We start from the raw sequence: 15444 nt of genomic DNA, 5'->3' as shown, positions 1-15444 counted from the left end.
GTGCCTCCTATGTTGGGGGCAGATGACCTGATTTGAGCTAAAAGGGAAAGCCCGGAAGCGACCATGTGTGTATCCCGTTTGTTCGAAAACGAAAAAAGCTGCTCTCGCCGTCGACCGAACGTGTTTTTGGGTGCGCGATGCTGTCTGCGAAGCGGGGCACACGACAAATGAATACACCCGCTCATCTTCTGATCGGTGCCGCTGCATTTGGCGTACCCGGTCACCGCCGCATTATGGGGAGCGCGTTGCTTGGCGCAGTGACGCCCGATGTTTCGCTATACTTGCTGGCCGGAGTGTCCCTGTTTGTCTTGGGTATCCCCGAGCATGTGGTGTTTGGCGAGCTCTACTTCTCGAATGCCTGGCAAACGGTATTTGCCGTCGACAATTCTTTTTTCGTCTGGGGAGCGCTGTTGTTCGCTGCTTTGAGGTTGGAATGGCGTCCGATGACTGCCTTCGCCAGTGCAGGGCTTTTACACTTGGGAACTGATTTTCTACTGCATGCCGGCGACGGTCGTGCGCATTTCTGGCCCTTTAGCACTTGGGTGTTTCATAGCCCCCTAAGTTATTGGGACCGCGGCCATCACGCGCATTGGATTGTTCCGATCGCAGTGTCGACTTGTGTGCTGGCTTACCTTCACTTGTGGCACCGAGGGATTAACGAATGGGGCAGGGTTGGGTTTGGCAGCCTGCTAGCGGCTGAACTATGGGTGGCCAGCCAATGGCTTGTGCACTTTTAAAAAAGGAAAAGCGCGCTCCCCAGGAGCACGCTTTTTCATTCAGCAGCAGAATGTATTCAGGCGGCTTCTGCCTGTTGCGCAGCGTTGCGACGCTCGCTTTCTTCGCGTGACAGAGCAACCGAGGTGCGCACACCACGGCCTACGAATTCCATCAGGCCGGATACGACACGCTCGTTCGGGTCGATTCCAGCACAGCTCAGCACTTCGCGGCCATCGCGTGACCGTGCCCAACGAGCGATCTGCTCAGGACCATTGCCATACTTCTTGTCGTCGGCGATGGCGTCATCCAGCGCAGCCAACACAACGGCTGCGAAAAGTTTACGTGCACGATTGCCTTGCTCATTATTAAAGGCAGTGCCGTCAACGAAATCTTTCATCTCGTCTTCCTTGTTGTTCTTGCTCTTGCAATTTCCGGCGTGGCGTTCCTTATGACCGATCGGTTCCGATTCGGGTACCCTGTTTTTGCATAGCGCCGTTGCGTCATTTGCATGGCTTTCTGCGTGTGCAGCACAAGGTATCGTTGTCTTGCCAGGTCGCGTCCCGCCAGATATAGGATCGCGAAACTGTGCATCAAGCATGTGTGAAGGAAATATGTCATGTCCAAGATCAACGGGAACGAAATCCGCCCAGGCAATGTTCTGGAACACAACGATGGTCTGTGGGCCGCGGTCAAGGTCGATCATGTGAAGCCGGGGAAGGGTGGTGCCTTTGCCCAGGTTGAACTGCGTAACCTGCGCAACGGATCGAAACTTAACGAAAGATTCCGGTCTGCCGACAAGGTGGAACGTGTGCGTCTTGAGCAGAAAGACCAACAGTTCCTGTACGAAAGCGACGGTATGCTCGTATTTATGGATACCGAGACTTATGAGCAGATCGAACTGCTTAGCCGAGTTGCTGGGCGATCGTCGCCCGTTTTTGCAAGATGGTATGACAATTGTTGTCGAATTTTATGAAGCTGAGGCGCTGAACGCCACCGTGCCGCAGAAAGTGACCTGCCAGATTGTCGAGACTGAGCCGGTTGTCAAAGGTCAAACAGCGGCGAACTCGTTCAAGCCGGCGATCCTGGATAACGGCGTCAAAGTCATGGTCCCGCCATTTGTTGGTCAGGATGAAATGATCGTGGTGAACACCGAGACGATGGAATATTCGGAACGCGCCTGACAATCGTACTTGTGACCAAAGAGCAATAGACATACTGCGCCGCCCAAATTGGGCGGCGCTTTTCATTTGGTAGCATGTCCAATTGCACGATTCAGATCCAAACCGTTTTGCCCTGCGTCGGTCAGATTTGGCCCGAGTTCAGTCACCTACAACTATGGTTTTGAAATTCAACTGCCGCTCGTCAAATCTTGTGCCAACATCATTGCGTTGCCGTCAGGATCGTAGAAGGTTGCGGTTTTAACCATGCCTTCGACCACTTCAGTTGCGCCATCGAAGGCAACACCTGCGGCTTCGAGGTCCCTGCGAGCAGCGTCAAGATCGCCAATTCCGAACACGGGCACGCAATTTCCGGGGATTGGTTCGGTTTGCTCACCCAGACCGATGGTAACGCCCGCTGTTTTGGTCTGAACCTCGGACCATCCAGCATCATCGGCGTGGTAGACAAGATCAAATCCCAACATGTCATGAAACCAAAGCGCGCTTTTGTGGCGATCTTTGACCGACATGGCGAGCGTAATGGTGTTTTCCAATGAAACGAGCGACATCAACTTTCCCTTCGACATAAAATATACTAGCTATACTTTATGGACATAAAGCTACTTGTCAACATCACCTCACGGGCTTGGGCGCTGCCGATCCTAGCGCACCTTCATTCCGGAGTTCCGGGACGCCAGGCGCCACTATTGTCTGCAACTGGCGCCAGCAGGACGGCATTTGCGCAAAGCCTGGCCCATCTGATCGACATCGGGCTTCTGGAACGCAACCCAGGGCATGGTCATCCGTTGCGTCCAGAGTTTCGATTGACCCCGAACGGGCAGATTGCAGCTGGATTGGCGCATCGTATTCATACCGTTTCTGGCGATCACAAGGCATTGCTGCGAAGATCGTGGACCCTGCCGATTTTGACGACCTTGAACCGACCCAGCCGCTTTACCAGCGTCAAACATCAGCTCGGGACGATCACGGATCGCGCCCTGTCGCAATCATTGCAAATACTTGAAGACCATGACTGGATCAGCCGAACCGTGGATGGCGCCGGCAGGCCGCCGCATCCGATCTATCACGCGATCAACACCGGGCATGCGATCAGCGAGATGGCTTGTCCGTTTATCACGCTGCGCTGACGTGCGCACAAACCTTTCATTACTTACACGTGCCGGGTCGCCACCAGGTTTTGACGCAGCCCATGCTTGGGACATCGACGCATCCGCAGACCTCAAAAGTGAAGTTCGGCTTCAGCTTTCGAAATAAACAGGCCCTTCAATCGCTCAAACGCTGCATCGCCTGTTGCAGCTCGTTGCGTGCGCGTTCCTTTTCCAAAGATGTCATTCGCGAGGGATCTTTTACGAACGTGACGGCCGCGCTGTGCTCTGAAGGGACATGGGCCTCTCTTGTGCCAAGAACGTTGTATGTTTCGATAGGGCGGGCGAACCCTTTTACCGTCACAGCTCCGGCAGGTTCGGTCAAAATCGCGCCTTTGACCAAGGCATTTGTTTCATGAGCCAAAAGGATTCCCCGGCGTCAGCGGATGCTTCCATCCTCGCGGCCAAGTTCACCTCGCTCCCAATGATCGTATAATCCATGCGCTGATCGGAACCGAAATTGCCTACTGTGCAAAACCCCGTGTTAATTCCGATGCGTAGATCGATGGATGCGTCCAACCCTTGCTCTCGCCACGACTCCCGCAACTTCGACATCCGCGCTCGCATCGCCAGTGCCATCTGAACACAACTGATTGCGTTTTCTTGCGCGCTTGCCCCGTCTGCGGCATCCCCAAAATAGACGACCACCGCGTCGCCGATGAACTTGTCTAGTGTTCCGCCATACCGCAACACAATATCGGACATCTCGGTAAGATACTGATTGAGCAGCGAAGTCAGTTCCTCGCTTTCCAACCGCTCGGTCATGGTGGTGAACTCCACGATGTCCGAAAACAGCACCGTCAGCTTCTTGCGCTGCGAGGCCACCTCGACCTTTTGCGTTCCGGCGAAAATCGATTGATACAGCTGCGGAGAGATGTATTTGCCAAGCCGTTCGGACAGTTGCTCCATCATGGCCAATCGTTCTGCTCGCTCTTCGGCAATCTGAACATGCAGACACGCACGATCCCAGGCGTTGCGCGCATTGGTCAAGGCAAAACCAGGCACACCCACCATAGCCGTGACCCAAACCATGGCCGCCAACACCGGGCTAAAATGACCGAACATGCCTGCGCCAAATGAAAAGGCAGACAGGATCGGCAACCCAAAAGCCAAGCTGACCGCCGGAGAGCTCGGCGAGATGACAAGCGCCCCAATGGATGTGGCCACAACAAAAATGGAAATGAGCAGGGCAACGTCAGTTGGGGACGACGCCAGAACCAGCAGGATGAAAATCGCCCAGCCACAGCCGCCCAACAACGAGATAAGCGCGGACAGCCGATGTGTCCTTTGCCGAACCTGCTTGGGTCGTGGCTTGCGCCTCAAATACAGATAGAGGCGCATCAACAGAGCGTTGTGAAACACGATCAACGCGTAAGCGTAGATCGCCCCAGAGGCGATGACCCAAGTCGGGCTGACCATGAAGGTCAGGCAACAGATGGCCAAATTGGAAAAGACCGTGGCTGGAATGTTGCGCACCGTTTCCACGGACTTCTCGACGCTCAACTCGCGGATGGCGTCAGCCTCATTGACTGGGTTCGCGGCAAAGTCGTGATTGGGTTGTGACATGAGCCAGAGCTTGCGTGATTCTGATCACGCGGGCAAGGACGGCGCGCGCAACAGAGCAGCCACGTGAAAGCTCCAGGTCATCGCCCGACAGCCTTGGCATTTAATACAAAACACGGGCAAATAGGCAGTTCGCTGGCACCGCCGACGCGCCAAGTTGTACACAACACCCTGCGCCCCCTTTTCCCCAACCACATCACCTGCCATAATGACTGCCAAACAAGAGCCCAAGAACATGAGCAGCGACATGCCTGAAGATCTGTTAAGCGGAGCCCCCTCCGCAACCTATGACGCCTCCTCGATCGAGGTGCTCGAAGGGCTGGAACCGGTCCGCAAACGCCCCGGTATGTACATCGGCGGCACCGATGAGCGCGCGCTGCACCATCTGGTGGCTGAGGTACTCGACAACTCGATGGACGAAGCCGTTGCAGGCCACGCCAACCGGATCGAGGTTGAGCTGCACGCAGATTACGCGATCACCATTCGCGACAACGGCCGCGGCATCCCGATTGATCCGCACCCCAAGTTCCCCGACAAATCCGCGCTCGAGGTGATCCTGTGCACCCTGCACGCGGGCGGCAAGTTCTCGGGCGACGCCTATGAGACCTCGGGCGGCCTGCACGGCGTAGGCGCATCCGTCGTCAACGCGCTGTCTGATTCCATGGTGGTTCAGGTTGCGCGCAACAAAGAGCTGTTTGAACAACGGTTCTCGCGCGGCATTCCTTTGGGTGGCGTCGAAAAGGTCGGCTCGGCCCCCAATCGGCGTGGCACAACGGTCACCTTCCACGCAGATGAAGAGATCTTTGGCCATCACCGGTTCAAACCCGCGCGGCTGTTCAAATCTATCCGCTCCAAGGCTTATCTGTTTTCGGGCGTGGAAATCCGCTGGAAATCGGAAATCGACGATGGCGAAACCCCAACCAGCGCCACCTTCCACTTCCCCGGAGGTCTGTCGGATTACCTGACCGAGACCTTGGGAAGCGCATCGACCTACGCCGAAGTGCCATTTGGTGGCACGGTCGATTTCAAGGAAAAGTTTGGCACACCGGGCAAGGTGGAATGGGCAATCAACTGGACGCCGTCGCGCGATGGCTTCATCCAGTCCTATTGTAACACCGTTCCCACACCCGAAGGCGGCACCCATGTGGCCGGGTTCTGGGCGGCGATCCTCAAGGGGATCAAGGCCTATGGCGAGTTGGTCAACAACAAGAAAGCCGCGCAGATCACCCGCGAGGACCTGATCACGGGCGGCTGTGCGCTGGTCAGCTGCTTCATACGCGAGCCAGAGTTTGTGGGTCAGACCAAAGACCGCCTTGCCACGGTCGAGGCGCAGCGGCTGGTGGAAAACTCGGTCCGCGACCATTTCGACAACTGGCTGGCGGCGGATACGAAATCTGCCGGTGCGATCCTCGACTTCCTGATCCTGCGCGCCGAAGAGCGGCTGAAGCGGCGTCAGGAAAAAGAAACCGCGCGCAAATCGGCCACCAAGAAACTGCGCCTGCCCGGCAAGCTGACGGATTGTTCGCAAAACAACCGCGACGGCACCGAGCTGTTCATTGTCGAGGGCGACTCGGCGGGTGGCTCGGCCAAGATGGCACGCAACCGCAAGACCCAGGCCCTGCTGCCCCTGCGTGGTAAAATCCTGAACGTTTTGGGCGCGGCCAGTTCGAAACTCAGCTCGAACGCCGAGATCAGCGACCTAACGCAGGCGCTTGGCGTTGGCTTGGGGACAAAATTCAACGTTGATGACCTGCGCTATGACAAGGTCATCATCATGACCGACGCGGACGTGGATGGCGCACACATTGCGGCGCTGTTGATGACGTTCTTCTTCACCCAGATGCGCCCCATGATTGACGCGGGCCACCTGTATCTGGCTTGCCCGCCGCTGTTCCGCCTGACCCAAGGCGCCAAGCGCGTCTATTGCGTAGACGAGCCGGAACGGGACGCGTGGCTGGAAAAGGGTCTGGGCGGCAAGGGCAAGATCGACGTGTCGCGCTTCAAGGGTCTTGGCGAAATGGACGCCAAGGACCTGAAAGAGACCACGATGGACCCGAACTCGCGCACCTTGATCCGGGTGACGATTGACGAGGACGAACCGGGCGAAACCGGAGACCTGGTCGAACGCCTGATGGGCAAAAAACCCGAACTGCGGTTCCAGTACATTCAGGAGAACGCGCGGTTTGTGGAGGAGTTGGATGTTTGAGTTGCACGACTGTTACTGCGAGGGAAAACCTGCGGGAATTCAGCGAACTTCTTAAGGTTATTATAGGCGAACCTTGGCTCGCCATTGCCGAAATGGGCCTCGCCCTCGCCATCGTCGTCTTTGCCTATCGCCAATTTCGCGCCTCTAAAGCAGCTGTTGCGGCTTCACTGTATGATAAACGCTTCAAGGTCTACGAAACCTACACTCGTTTTTTGGATGAAATAATTTGGCGCAATAAAGTCTCTGACGAGTACTTCAGAGAACTTCAGTATCAGAAACATCACGCTAGGATTCTCTTCGGAACAGAGATCGAAGCGCTATTGTCGAACGCAGACGATCTTGGCCGTGATTTCAACTTTTGTTTGAAAGAGAAGAGAGAGAGAAGGAACAAGGCTGCGTAGATCAAGCGAAAGCACAGCAAAGACAGGCCGTTGAAAAATTTGCCACGTTCTTAGATTTGTCCAATCTTTCCTGAATTGATTTAGACGACCCTTCTGAGAAGGGAAAAGTCGCGCGCCTGACCTTGGGGAGGCGTGAAGCGCCTTCCCGGGGGGAAGGTCAGGCGCGGCAAAATGCCGGGCATTTTGCTTGGGGGTGACCGAGAGGGCGACACAAACCCTACAAATGCGTGAGGGCTGTTGCGTCACCCATCCAGCCGCCTAAACTCCCCCATGAATTTCATCGCTGACAACCAACTCCCCCTGCTCATTGCCTTTTTCCTGACAGGCTGCATCGGCACCGGGTTTCTGTTCCGCAAACCCGCTGGCCACCGGGCGTGGAAGCTGGCGGATCTGGTCTGGGTCGTACTGGGCGGCATCGGGGCCTTGGTGGCGGTGCTGGCGGGGCTCTACAAAGCCGACAGCTCGCGCCTGGATCGCCAGATCGACATCGCCTATGCCGCCACATCAGCCTTCGACCGCGACGCCGCGCGGTTCCGGCTGCGGTTCTGTGACCCCGCGTATGACAGCGACATTGCGGTGCTGTGTGACAAGGTCGAGTTCCTTTCAGCCTCCACCGCGTCCAACGCCGAACTGCCGCTGTTCATCGCCGTCACGAATGAGGTCGCACCTTTGGCGGGGCTGAGCTTGCTGTTCGGCTGGGGCGGCGATGACACGGACGAAATGGATGAGATGGTTGAACAGGCCAACGCATTCGATCCTGATCAGTTCCTTGTCTTCACAACGCTCGATGAGCCCACCAAAACCGCCGTAGACAACATGCGCCGCAAGGTGCCGACGATCGCGGGCGATTACCTGATCCTGGCGATGGCCTATGACGATCTGGTTGAGCAGGTCGGCAAGTTGAAAGACGAGTGGGAGTATCTGCAGGACAACGCCCATATCCTGATCCTGCAGGTGATCGCGCTGTGTCTGGTCAGCTTCGCGGCACCCTTCCGGCTGGGCAAATCCGTGGTCGAACTGCTGGATCAGCGGCGATAGCCGTCAGCCAGCGTCTCGGGTGAGGTTCCGGCGAAGTAGCGCATCAGCGTCCAAAGGTTTCGGGTGCCCCGCTTGAGCCAGCCTGCGCGCTGATATCGCTCGGCGCTGGTGATCGCACGCACGGGCAGTCCTGTCTTACGTGGCAAGGCGCGGACCAGTGCCACATCTTCCATCAACGGTTGATCAGGATAACCGCCCGCCTTGTCATAGTCAGAGTGGCGCACCAACAGCCCCTGATCGCCATAGGGCAACCCAAAGAGGCGCGACCGCAAGTTGGCCCAACCCGCGACCCAAGCAGGCATAATCCCTCGCGCGCGGAACTTCAGCTGGAACCATGCAGGCTGTCGGTTGTGTTGAATATGCTCGGCAACGACCTCGGCCCAGCCCGCCTCCAACACGGTGTCGGCGTGCAGGATCAACAGCCAATCGCCCTTGGCCCCCGCGCATCCACGGCGGAGTTGCCCGCCGCGCGAGGACGCACCTGTCACGATCTCGGCCCCCGCTTCCTCTGCAATCTTGAGCGTTGCGTCGGTCGATCCGCCATCTGTGATGATCAGTTCGCGGATCAAGCCTTGTCCGAGCCCTTCCATCAACGCCTCTAGCGTGCGGGCCAGCGTGGTCTCGGCATTCAGAGTGGGGATCACGATACTGATTTTGGCGGGCATGTATGTCCCCTCTGGTCACTGGCTTGCGTTCTCCTATATCACTGGCGCGTGGATTTGAAACGAGGGACCGCCATGACCGCCCGCCGTATCCTGCGCCTGAGCGGCGCGGACACTGTCACCTTCCTGCAAGGGCTGGTGACCAATGACGTGGACAAGCTGGATCAGGGACTGGTCTATGCCGCGATCCTGACGCCGCAGGGCAAGTATCTGGCCGATTTCTTTCTGGTGCGCGATGGCGGTGATGTTCTGCTGGACGTGGCCGAGGAGCTGGCCGATGGGCTGGTCAAACGGCTGAGCATGTACAAGTTGCGCGCCGATGTTCAGATTGCCGACAGCGGAATGAACCTGCAACGCGGCACCGGCGATGCGCCCGAAGATGCGCTGCCCGATCCGAGGCATGAGGCGATGGGCTGGCGCGCTTATACGACGGCACCGACCAGCGATGATGGCAGTGATTGGGACGCGATCCGAGTCGAGCATTGCATCCCCGAAACCGGGATCGAACTGACGCCGGACAGCTATGTTCTGGAATGCGGATTTGAGGTGTTGCAGGGCGTCGATTTCAAAAAGGGCTGCTATGTTGGCCAAGAGGTCACGGCACGCATGAAGCACAAGACCGAACTGCGCAAAGGATTGCGGCAGGTGCTGATAGACGGGGCGGCCCCCACGGGTACGGAAATCTCGGCCAATGGCAAATCGGTGGGCACGCTTTTTACCCAATCGGGTGGCAAGGGGATCGCTTATCTGCGCTTTGACCGTGCCAAGGGGGATATGCAAGCCGGAGAGGCCACTGTTCACCTCGAGTAACTCAACAGTTTGAAATCCAAGTAAAAGACCGGCAGAGTGTCGTCAGGATAGGGGTCTTAAGGACACATCGCATGTTTCAGCTTTATGCAGCCATCTGGCGGGTCAGTTCGGGGCGTCAGATCGTCCTGATTATCCTGTCGCTCGCGATTGCCTTTCTGGCAGCTGTACCGTTGGAATTTCAAAAAGACATCGTCAACTTGCTGACCGAGAACGAGATCAACGACGAGGATCTGCTCTGGTATTGCATGTTCATGATGCTGGCGATCCTGCTGAGCCTGGGCCTGAAATGGCTGATGGGCTATCGGTCGGGGTTGCTTGGCGAGGACATCATCCGCCTGATCCGCACTCGCTTGGTCGAGGGGGCGATCACCGCTGAAACTCAGGGCAGCGGCCTGCGCAAGGGGACCCTGTCGACGGCTGTATCCGCCGAGGCCGAAGAGCTGGGCAAGTTTGCAGGCGCGGCCATTTCGGAACCGGTGGTGCAAATCGGCACATTGATCAGTGTGATCGGCTTTATTGCAACTTCGCAACCCGGTCTTGGGACCATCGCACTTCTGATGATCCTGCCGCAGGTGGTCATTGTTTTGGGAACACAGCGCAAGGTGAATCAATATGTCGCCGAACGAGTGCGGGTGTTGCGTAAGGCGACAGACCAGTTGACGGCCAACGCCGTGCGAGAGGCCGAAGCTGAGGTTAAAGCTCATTTTGACGAGATATTTGAAGCGCGGCGTCACATGTTTATCTGGAAATTGTCGACCAAGTTTCTGCTCAGCACCATCAATGGAACAGGAACAGTGGCCGTTCTGCTTCTTGGGGGATGGATGGTGATCTATGGGCAGACGGACATCGGCACGGTGGTTGCCGCGACAATCGGGTTGGGGCGCATTCAGGCTCCGACTGCTTTCTTGATCGCGTTCTACCGTCAGGTCAGTGCCAACCGGATCAAATATGAATTGCTGCGCGAGTTGTTTGCGCAGCCCAGGGAACAAGTGGCCTAAGCGGATCTGGAACGCCCGCCTGTACTGCTCAGAGACCTTGCAAGTTGGCGGTCGTTTCTGCCTCGAAGTTGGAATAGATCGTCACTAAGCTCTGTTTGAAACACCTAGACAAAGGACCATCCCCCATGAGCTGGATTGATACCATTCCGTTTGAACAGGCAACAGGCAAGCTCAAGAAGCTGTATCAACGTGTGACGGGCCCGGACAACAATGTGGACAACATCATGATGTCCCATTCCCTGCGGCCGCATTCCATGGAAGGGCACATGGTGCTCTACAAGAACGTTTTGCACCATACGGGCAACAAGATCCCGAAATGGTTTCTGGAAACGTTGGGCGTCTGGGTCAGTTCGCTGAATGGCTGTGCCTACTGCGTCGAGCATCATTTCCAGGGCTTGCAACGCCTGCTGGGGGATGAACAGCGTGGCCTGGCGGTCCGCGCCGGGATAGAAGCGCGTGATCTGACGGATGTGCCTTTGGACGAGGCTCAGGTGGCGGCCATGCTATACGCTCGCAAATTGACCGAGGCTCCGGCCGAAATGGTCGAGGCTGATGTGATCGCACTGCGTGCTGTGGGATGGGACGATGGTTGCATTCTAGAGATCAATCAGGTGAGTTCATATTTCTCATACGCCAATCGGACGGTTCTGGGACTTGGGTGTTCGACCAAGGGTGATGTTTTGGGCTTATCCCCCAACAATTCGACCGACCCAGATGACTGGGGGCACAATTGAGTCCGGTAAAATGTCGTGCCTGACAGTATTGAAGTCGAAAGGTGAAGGCATAGTTGGGTTTCGAACTTACAAACTATGAAAGCCGAGACCTGAATCCGATGAATTTTTTTCTGATGGCTGCAGCAGTGATATTCTCAACGGCAATTGACAGTGCGCCCTATGTGGAACCACAAAAACTGTCTGAACAAGTTGAACACCAATCTGCACAGGTCGAGTTTATACCCGGAATGGTTATCGTTCAATTCGCGGATGCTGGAATGGCCCGGGAAACGATAAGGAGTTTGGAGCGGGACAAGTCCATCCATTTTGAGTCAATGCTGTTTGACGATGACGAACTGCGTATCGCCCTGTTTGTGGTGCCGGTTGGACAAGAACAGGTTTACGTTGAAAAACTTGGTAAGGCCGACAATGTGGCGGTTGCTGAGTTGAACGCCATCGGATCTTTTAACTAAAGCACAGCGGATAAGAACGGGACGCCAGTGATTTGGGCCCGGGTAAGGCGAGCTCCCGCCCGTCGTCAATGCATCAAAGATGCACCTCCTCCCGTTGGGCGGGGCAGCGCCAGGCCCTTGGCCTGGCGCTGGGCCCAACGCCGCAAGGGCCCGTCAGGGCACGCCGCGGGGGCGGGAGTGCTTCGACTCAGGATCCGCCGCCAGTTTCCAATGCGCGAACATAGGCTGGTCGGGCTTCGATAGTCTCGGTAAAGGCCGTCAATCCGGGGTATTCGCTGCTGCGGCCCAGGCGACCAATGATACTGACAGGAAAGCTCAGCATAATGTCGGCCGCCGACAGGTCATCCAGAACAAAGTGGCCCGAGGGCCGCAGGACGCTCTCTAGATAATCGAAGTGGTTAGTCAACTCGTTCTGGATGCGTGGGTGAAGCGGTGCGCCCGCGTCCCCCAGCATCCCGACGTACAGGTTCAACAGGATGGGTGTCATCACTGACCCTTCGGCGAAATGCATCAGCTCCAGATGGTGCCAATGCTCTGGTGTACCCGCGTGCGGCACCAGATGGGGGCCATAAAGCGCACAGAGCACTTCTACGATGGCTGCCGATTCCGATACCATCTGGCCGTCGATCTCGATCACCGGAGACTTGCCCAGAGGATGTACGGTCAGCAACTCCGGTGGGGCCAGGTTGGTCTTGGCGTCCCGCTCGTAGCGGATGACATCATAATCAACCCCCAGTTCTTCGAGCAGCCACAGAATGCGCAGCGAGCGCGAGCGGTTGAGGTGGTGAACCTTGATCATGATGGTGCTCCTGTGTTGGGCATCCAGTCCAGAATGGCCTGTGCCACAGCTCGCGGATCCTGGTGGATCAGCCAATGGTCGGTGTTGGGGATGGTAACCCGTGTCAGCTCTGCGGCAAAATCTTCCAGGCCTTCGGTCGATTGCGGCAAAAGCGCCTTGTCGTCCGGTCCCCAAATCAGCAGATGAGGGCAGTGTACACGCAGACGGTCCAGGGGGAGGGCGGGCAGGTCGATGATCGGCTGTCCCGGGGCGGCCACTTGCAGGGGCGAGGCGCGGTACCAGTTCAACATGGCGTTCAACCGACCAGGGCGCGCCCATTCGATCCTGTATTTGGCCAGAGTCATATCGTCCAGCCAGTCCTTGCCCAGATGTCGGCGAAAGAATTTCTCGATTCCGGCGTAACCATTGGTGCTCATCTTCTCGGCAGCATCCGGAGAACGCAGCATGTTGATGTATTGCGAGGCTTCTGATTGCGCGCCACCGGCCGCCATCTCGCGCTGGAAGGGGACCGGGTGGACACCGTTGGCGATGATCAGACGGTCGACCAGTTTGGGCTTGAACATCGCCAAACCATAAGCCACCGCCGCGCCCCAGTCATGACCCATGACCGTTACGGGAGAACCAAGATGTTCGATCAGGGCAACCATGTCGCTGACAAGGGCCGAAGTCACATAGTTTTCGACCCCATCGGGCGCCCAGCTTTGGCCATAGCCGCGCTGATCCGGGGCAACACAGTGAAAGTGCTGCGACAGGTGCGGGGCCAGATCGCCCCAAGCCCCGCCATATTCGGGAAAGCCATGCAGCATCAGCAGTGTGGGCAAAGACGGGTCGCCCCAGCTGCGGACAAAGAATGCCTGTCCGTTCAGGTCCACGAACTTGCTGCGCATTGGTGCCTCCCCTCAGGTGTTCCTGTTTCAGTGAAACAGGCTTGGCGCAGCTTTGGAACGATACTTTGCAATGACCCTTCGTCAGTCAGCGTGCACATCAGTCCGGATACTAGACATACATGTCGAGAAAATATGAGAAATTGATCCAGCTTTGACACCGATCAAGGCAGAAACGAGGGCGATTTGCTAGGCGATGGACGACAAAAACAAAGGACCAAGAAATGGCGACAGTGACTTCGATCGAAACAACAAATCCGCCCCGTGAACCCGTCAATGCCAAAGTGCCAGAGACCGGGAAGGCCTCACAAAATAAACCGGGCGAGACCGAGGCGGAAAAGATCCGCAGAGCGTTTGAAAGCGGTCATTACCCCTATGCCCGCAAAATGCAACGTCGCGCTTATGAGGCGGAAAAAGCCAAGTTGCAGGCGGAGCTGCTCAAGGTACAGCATTGGGCTCAGGAAACCGGGGAACGTTTTGTTTTGTTGTTCGAAGGTCGCGACGCTGCAGGCAAGGGCGGCACCATCAAGCGGTTCATGGAGCATTTGAACCCACGCCATGCCCGGGTCGTTGCCCTGAACAAACCTACATGGGAGGAAAAGGGGCAATGGTATTTCCAGCGCTATGTGCAGGAGCTGCCGACAACCGGTGAAATGGTGTTTTATGACCGCTCTTGGTACAACCGCGCAGGTGTTGAGCGTGTGATGGGCTTCTGCGAGCCGACCGAATACCTGGAGTTCATGCGCCAAGCGCCCGAACTTGAACGGATGCTCGTGCGGTCAGGTATTCGGTTCTACAAATACTGGTTCTCGGTCACGCAGCCCGAACAGAAACGCCGGTTCGATTCTCGCGCGACGGACCCGCTCAAACGCTGGAAGCTCAGCCCTATCGACAAAGCGTCGCTGGACAAATGGGACGACTACACCGAGGCGAAAGAAGCGATGTTCTTTTACACCGACACCGCCGATGCGCCGTGGACCATCATCAAGTCGAACGACAAGAAACGCGCCCGCTTGAACTGCATGCGCCATTTCTTGTCGACGCTGGATTACCCGGACAAGGATCTGGACATTGTTGGCCAACCAGATCCGCTGATCGTGGGGCAGGCCCATCATGTCATCCACCGTTCGGACCACATCCTGGGCACGGCCTTGCATCCGGATCAACGCCAGAAGTGAGACGTCATTCGAAACAGGCGGCCTTGGTCGCCTGTTTGGTTAAAACGCGCGGCTCAAAGCGTCGAACAGAGGGCGTAGGCTGCTCAGGGTTTCGGTAATCGACGCGGTCGGGGCATGGAGTCGGCTGTCAGGTAGATCATTCCATAAGGTCAGTGACTTTCGCCGCAACAGATCACCCAGAGGGTGTTCCTTGTCATAAGGGGCCGGAATGCGCTTCAACTCAGGTTCGGATAAGCGAAACCCTTCTGCGATCAACGCATTGGTGACATCCGCCAACTTAGATCCCATGGGCCCATCAACGCCTGAGCGCCAGTCGCTCAGAGCCGCCTTGTCGAACCCCATGATCCCGCCTCCGACACTGACATAGTCAAGCCCGATCCCGAAGAATAGCGCAGGCCGGGTGCCGCTTCCCGGCATCATCCACAGCATGTGCAGGTGGGTGTTGTAGGGTGTCTTGTCCTTGGAAAACCGAACGTCTCGCTGTGGTCGGAAAAGCTTGGTGGTGACGCCGTCGCCAATTTGCGTCGCGATCTGGTCCAGCAGATGCAATGCCGGGGTCTTCAGCTGCGCCTCGTATCGGGGCTTGTGTTCGGTGAACCACTCGCGGGTGTTATTGTGCGACAGGTCTGACAAAAAACTCCGAGCCTCGGGGATAAGCTGGGAAAACGGATCAGGCATA

General features: G+C 56.9%; 18 protein-coding genes and 1 pseudogene. 11 read left to right on the top strand and 8 right to left on the bottom strand.

Features of this window, described 5'->3' with window-relative positions; genetic code table 11:
• Window positions 1-167 precede the first annotated feature (167 nt).
• Window positions 168-737: a cobalamin biosynthesis protein CobQ gene (locus ACZ1HE_RS16390; RefSeq protein ID WP_472622482.1), complete on the top strand. Its 570-nt coding sequence runs from the start codon at window positions 168-170 to the stop codon at window positions 735-737.
• A gap of 56 nt (window positions 738-793) precedes the next feature.
• Here the strand turns inward: ACZ1HE_RS16390 and ACZ1HE_RS16385 are convergent, their stop codons facing one another.
• Entirely contained in the window at window positions 794-1114 is a 321-nt protein-coding gene (locus tag ACZ1HE_RS16385) for a DUF6280 family protein (protein ID WP_068332272.1), read from the bottom strand.
• Between the two features lie 219 nt (window positions 1115-1333).
• Between ACZ1HE_RS16385 and efp the strand changes: the two are divergent.
• A pseudogene (efp, locus tag ACZ1HE_RS16380) lies at window positions 1334-1898 on the top strand (elongation factor P).
• 167 nt (window positions 1899-2065) lie between these two features.
• Here efp and ACZ1HE_RS16375 read toward each other — a convergent pair.
• Window positions 2066-2443 (bottom strand): VOC family protein, encoded by a 378-nt coding sequence (locus ACZ1HE_RS16375; protein ID WP_472622480.1) that lies wholly within the window; start codon window positions 2441-2443, stop codon window positions 2066-2068.
• 39 nt (window positions 2444-2482) lie between these two features.
• Here ACZ1HE_RS16375 and ACZ1HE_RS16370 point away from each other — a divergent pair, with 39 nt between their 5' ends.
• Window positions 2483-3022: a winged helix-turn-helix transcriptional regulator gene (locus tag ACZ1HE_RS16370; RefSeq protein WP_472622478.1), complete on the top strand. Its 540-nt coding sequence runs from the start codon at window positions 2483-2485 to the stop codon at window positions 3020-3022.
• Window positions 3023-3158: 136 nt separating this feature from the next.
• Here the strand turns inward: ACZ1HE_RS16370 and ACZ1HE_RS16365 are convergent, their stop codons facing one another.
• Both ACZ1HE_RS16365 and ACZ1HE_RS16360 read right to left on the bottom strand, forming a co-directional pair.
• Window positions 3159-3365, bottom strand: coding sequence for a hypothetical protein (locus ACZ1HE_RS16365; RefSeq protein WP_472622476.1), 207 nt, complete (start codon window positions 3363-3365; stop codon window positions 3159-3161).
• Window positions 3362-4606 (bottom strand): adenylate/guanylate cyclase domain-containing protein, encoded by a 1245-nt coding sequence (locus ACZ1HE_RS16360; protein ID WP_472622474.1) that lies wholly within the window; start codon window positions 4604-4606, stop codon window positions 3362-3364. Before ACZ1HE_RS16360 ends, ACZ1HE_RS16365 begins: the two co-directional genes overlap by 4 nt.
• Window positions 4607-4850: 244 nt before the next feature.
• Between ACZ1HE_RS16360 and parE the strand changes: the two genes are divergently transcribed.
• From parE to ACZ1HE_RS16345, 3 genes are all read left to right on the top strand, one after another.
• A complete protein-coding gene (gene parE, locus ACZ1HE_RS16355) occupies window positions 4851-6809 on the top strand; it encodes a DNA topoisomerase IV subunit B (RefSeq protein WP_472624515.1) in 1959 nt (652 codons plus the stop codon).
• On the top strand, window positions 6806-7210 hold the full coding sequence (locus ACZ1HE_RS16350; protein ID WP_472622472.1) for a hypothetical protein: 405 nt from the start codon (window positions 6806-6808) through the stop codon (window positions 7208-7210). The genes parE and ACZ1HE_RS16350 overlap by 4 nt, the downstream gene beginning before the upstream one ends.
• A gap of 270 nt (window positions 7211-7480) precedes the next feature.
• Window positions 7481-8248 (top strand): hypothetical protein, encoded by a 768-nt coding sequence (locus ACZ1HE_RS16345; RefSeq protein ID WP_472622470.1) that lies wholly within the window; start codon window positions 7481-7483, stop codon window positions 8246-8248.
• On the opposite strand, the gene ACZ1HE_RS16340 is transcribed toward ACZ1HE_RS16345, so the two are convergent.
• Entirely contained in the window at window positions 8236-8913 is a 678-nt protein-coding gene (locus tag ACZ1HE_RS16340; RefSeq protein ID WP_472622468.1) for a TIGR04283 family arsenosugar biosynthesis glycosyltransferase, read from the bottom strand. The genes ACZ1HE_RS16345 and ACZ1HE_RS16340 overlap by 13 nt on opposite strands.
• Before the next feature lie 72 nt (window positions 8914-8985).
• Here ACZ1HE_RS16340 and ygfZ point away from each other — a divergent pair, with 72 nt between their 5' ends.
• The 4 genes from ygfZ to ACZ1HE_RS16320 all read left to right on the top strand — a co-directional run bounded on the left by ygfZ (window position 8986) and on the right by ACZ1HE_RS16320 (window position 11904).
• A complete protein-coding gene (gene ygfZ, locus ACZ1HE_RS16335; protein ID WP_472622466.1) occupies window positions 8986-9720 on the top strand; it encodes a CAF17-like 4Fe-4S cluster assembly/insertion protein YgfZ in 735 nt (244 codons plus the stop codon).
• Window positions 9721-9791: 71 nt separating this feature from the next.
• Entirely contained in the window at window positions 9792-10718 is a 927-nt protein-coding gene (locus ACZ1HE_RS16330; protein ID WP_472622464.1) for an ABC transporter transmembrane domain-containing protein, read from the top strand.
• Window positions 10719-10843: 125 nt separating this feature from the next.
• Window positions 10844-11452, top strand: coding sequence for a carboxymuconolactone decarboxylase family protein (locus ACZ1HE_RS16325; RefSeq protein ID WP_472622462.1), 609 nt, complete (start codon window positions 10844-10846; stop codon window positions 11450-11452).
• Window positions 11453-11505: 53 nt separating this feature from the next.
• Entirely contained in the window at window positions 11506-11904 is a 399-nt protein-coding gene (locus tag ACZ1HE_RS16320) for a hypothetical protein (protein ID WP_472622460.1), read from the top strand.
• A 187-nt stretch (window positions 11905-12091) separates the two neighbouring features.
• On the opposite strand, the gene ACZ1HE_RS16315 is transcribed toward ACZ1HE_RS16320, so the two are convergent.
• Window positions 12092-12703, bottom strand: a complete 612-nt coding sequence (locus ACZ1HE_RS16315; protein ID WP_472622458.1) for a glutathione S-transferase family protein — start codon at window positions 12701-12703, stop codon at window positions 12092-12094.
• Entirely contained in the window at window positions 12700-13590 is an 891-nt protein-coding gene (locus ACZ1HE_RS16310) for an alpha/beta fold hydrolase (RefSeq protein WP_472622456.1), read from the bottom strand. The genes ACZ1HE_RS16315 and ACZ1HE_RS16310 overlap by 4 nt, the downstream gene beginning before the upstream one ends.
• Before the next feature lie 221 nt (window positions 13591-13811).
• Between ACZ1HE_RS16310 and ppk2 the strand changes: the two genes are divergently transcribed.
• On the top strand, window positions 13812-14765 hold the full coding sequence (ppk2, locus tag ACZ1HE_RS16305; RefSeq protein WP_472622454.1) for a polyphosphate kinase 2: 954 nt from the start codon (window positions 13812-13814) through the stop codon (window positions 14763-14765).
• A 39-nt stretch (window positions 14766-14804) separates the two neighbouring features.
• Here ppk2 and ACZ1HE_RS16300 read toward each other — a convergent pair whose 3' ends face one another.
• Window positions 14805-15443 carry a TIGR02453 family protein gene (locus tag ACZ1HE_RS16300; RefSeq protein ID WP_472622452.1) on the bottom strand — a complete coding sequence of 213 codons (639 nt, stop codon included), beginning with the start codon at window positions 15441-15443 and terminating at the stop codon, window positions 14805-14807.
• Window position 15444: the final 1 nt, after the last annotated feature.

It is taken from the genome of Falsiruegeria sp. JB4-1, from assembly GCF_055693495.1.
Note: the sequence above shows the minus strand (reverse complement) of the source record. Positions and strands in the feature narration are given on the sequence as shown.

Excerpts from the sequence above, each read along its gene's own strand:
- ACZ1HE_RS16390 (WP_472622482.1), top strand. The coding sequence starts at position 168 with ATGAATACACCCGCTCATCTTCTGATCGGTGCCGCTGCATTTGGCGTA.
- ACZ1HE_RS16385 (WP_068332272.1), bottom strand. The coding sequence starts at position 1,114 with ATGAAAGATTTCGTTGACGGCACTGCCTTTAATAATGAGCAAGGCAAT.
- ACZ1HE_RS16375 (WP_472622480.1), bottom strand. The coding sequence starts at position 2,443 with ATGTCGCTCGTTTCATTGGAAAACACCATTACGCTCGCCATGTCGGTC.
- ACZ1HE_RS16370 (WP_472622478.1), top strand. The coding sequence starts at position 2,483 with ATGGACATAAAGCTACTTGTCAACATCACCTCACGGGCTTGGGCGCTG.
- ACZ1HE_RS16360 (WP_472622474.1), bottom strand. The coding sequence starts at position 4,606 with ATGTCACAACCCAATCACGACTTTGCCGCGAACCCAGTCAATGAGGCT.
- parE (WP_472624515.1), top strand. The coding sequence starts at position 4,851 with ATGCCTGAAGATCTGTTAAGCGGAGCCCCCTCCGCAACCTATGACGCC.
- ACZ1HE_RS16345 (WP_472622470.1), top strand. The coding sequence starts at position 7,481 with ATGAATTTCATCGCTGACAACCAACTCCCCCTGCTCATTGCCTTTTTC.
- ACZ1HE_RS16340 (WP_472622468.1), bottom strand. The coding sequence starts at position 8,913 with ATGCCCGCCAAAATCAGTATCGTGATCCCCACTCTGAATGCCGAGACC.
- ygfZ (WP_472622466.1), top strand. The coding sequence starts at position 8,986 with ATGACCGCCCGCCGTATCCTGCGCCTGAGCGGCGCGGACACTGTCACC.
- ACZ1HE_RS16330 (WP_472622464.1), top strand. The coding sequence starts at position 9,792 with ATGTTTCAGCTTTATGCAGCCATCTGGCGGGTCAGTTCGGGGCGTCAG.
- ACZ1HE_RS16325 (WP_472622462.1), top strand. The coding sequence starts at position 10,844 with ATGAGCTGGATTGATACCATTCCGTTTGAACAGGCAACAGGCAAGCTC.
- ACZ1HE_RS16315 (WP_472622458.1), bottom strand. The coding sequence starts at position 12,703 with ATGATCAAGGTTCACCACCTCAACCGCTCGCGCTCGCTGCGCATTCTG.
- ACZ1HE_RS16310 (WP_472622456.1), bottom strand. The coding sequence starts at position 13,590 with ATGCGCAGCAAGTTCGTGGACCTGAACGGACAGGCATTCTTTGTCCGC.
- ppk2 (WP_472622454.1), top strand. The coding sequence starts at position 13,812 with ATGGCGACAGTGACTTCGATCGAAACAACAAATCCGCCCCGTGAACCC.
- ACZ1HE_RS16300 (WP_472622452.1), bottom strand. The coding sequence starts at position 15,443 with ATGCCTGATCCGTTTTCCCAGCTTATCCCCGAGGCTCGGAGTTTTTTG.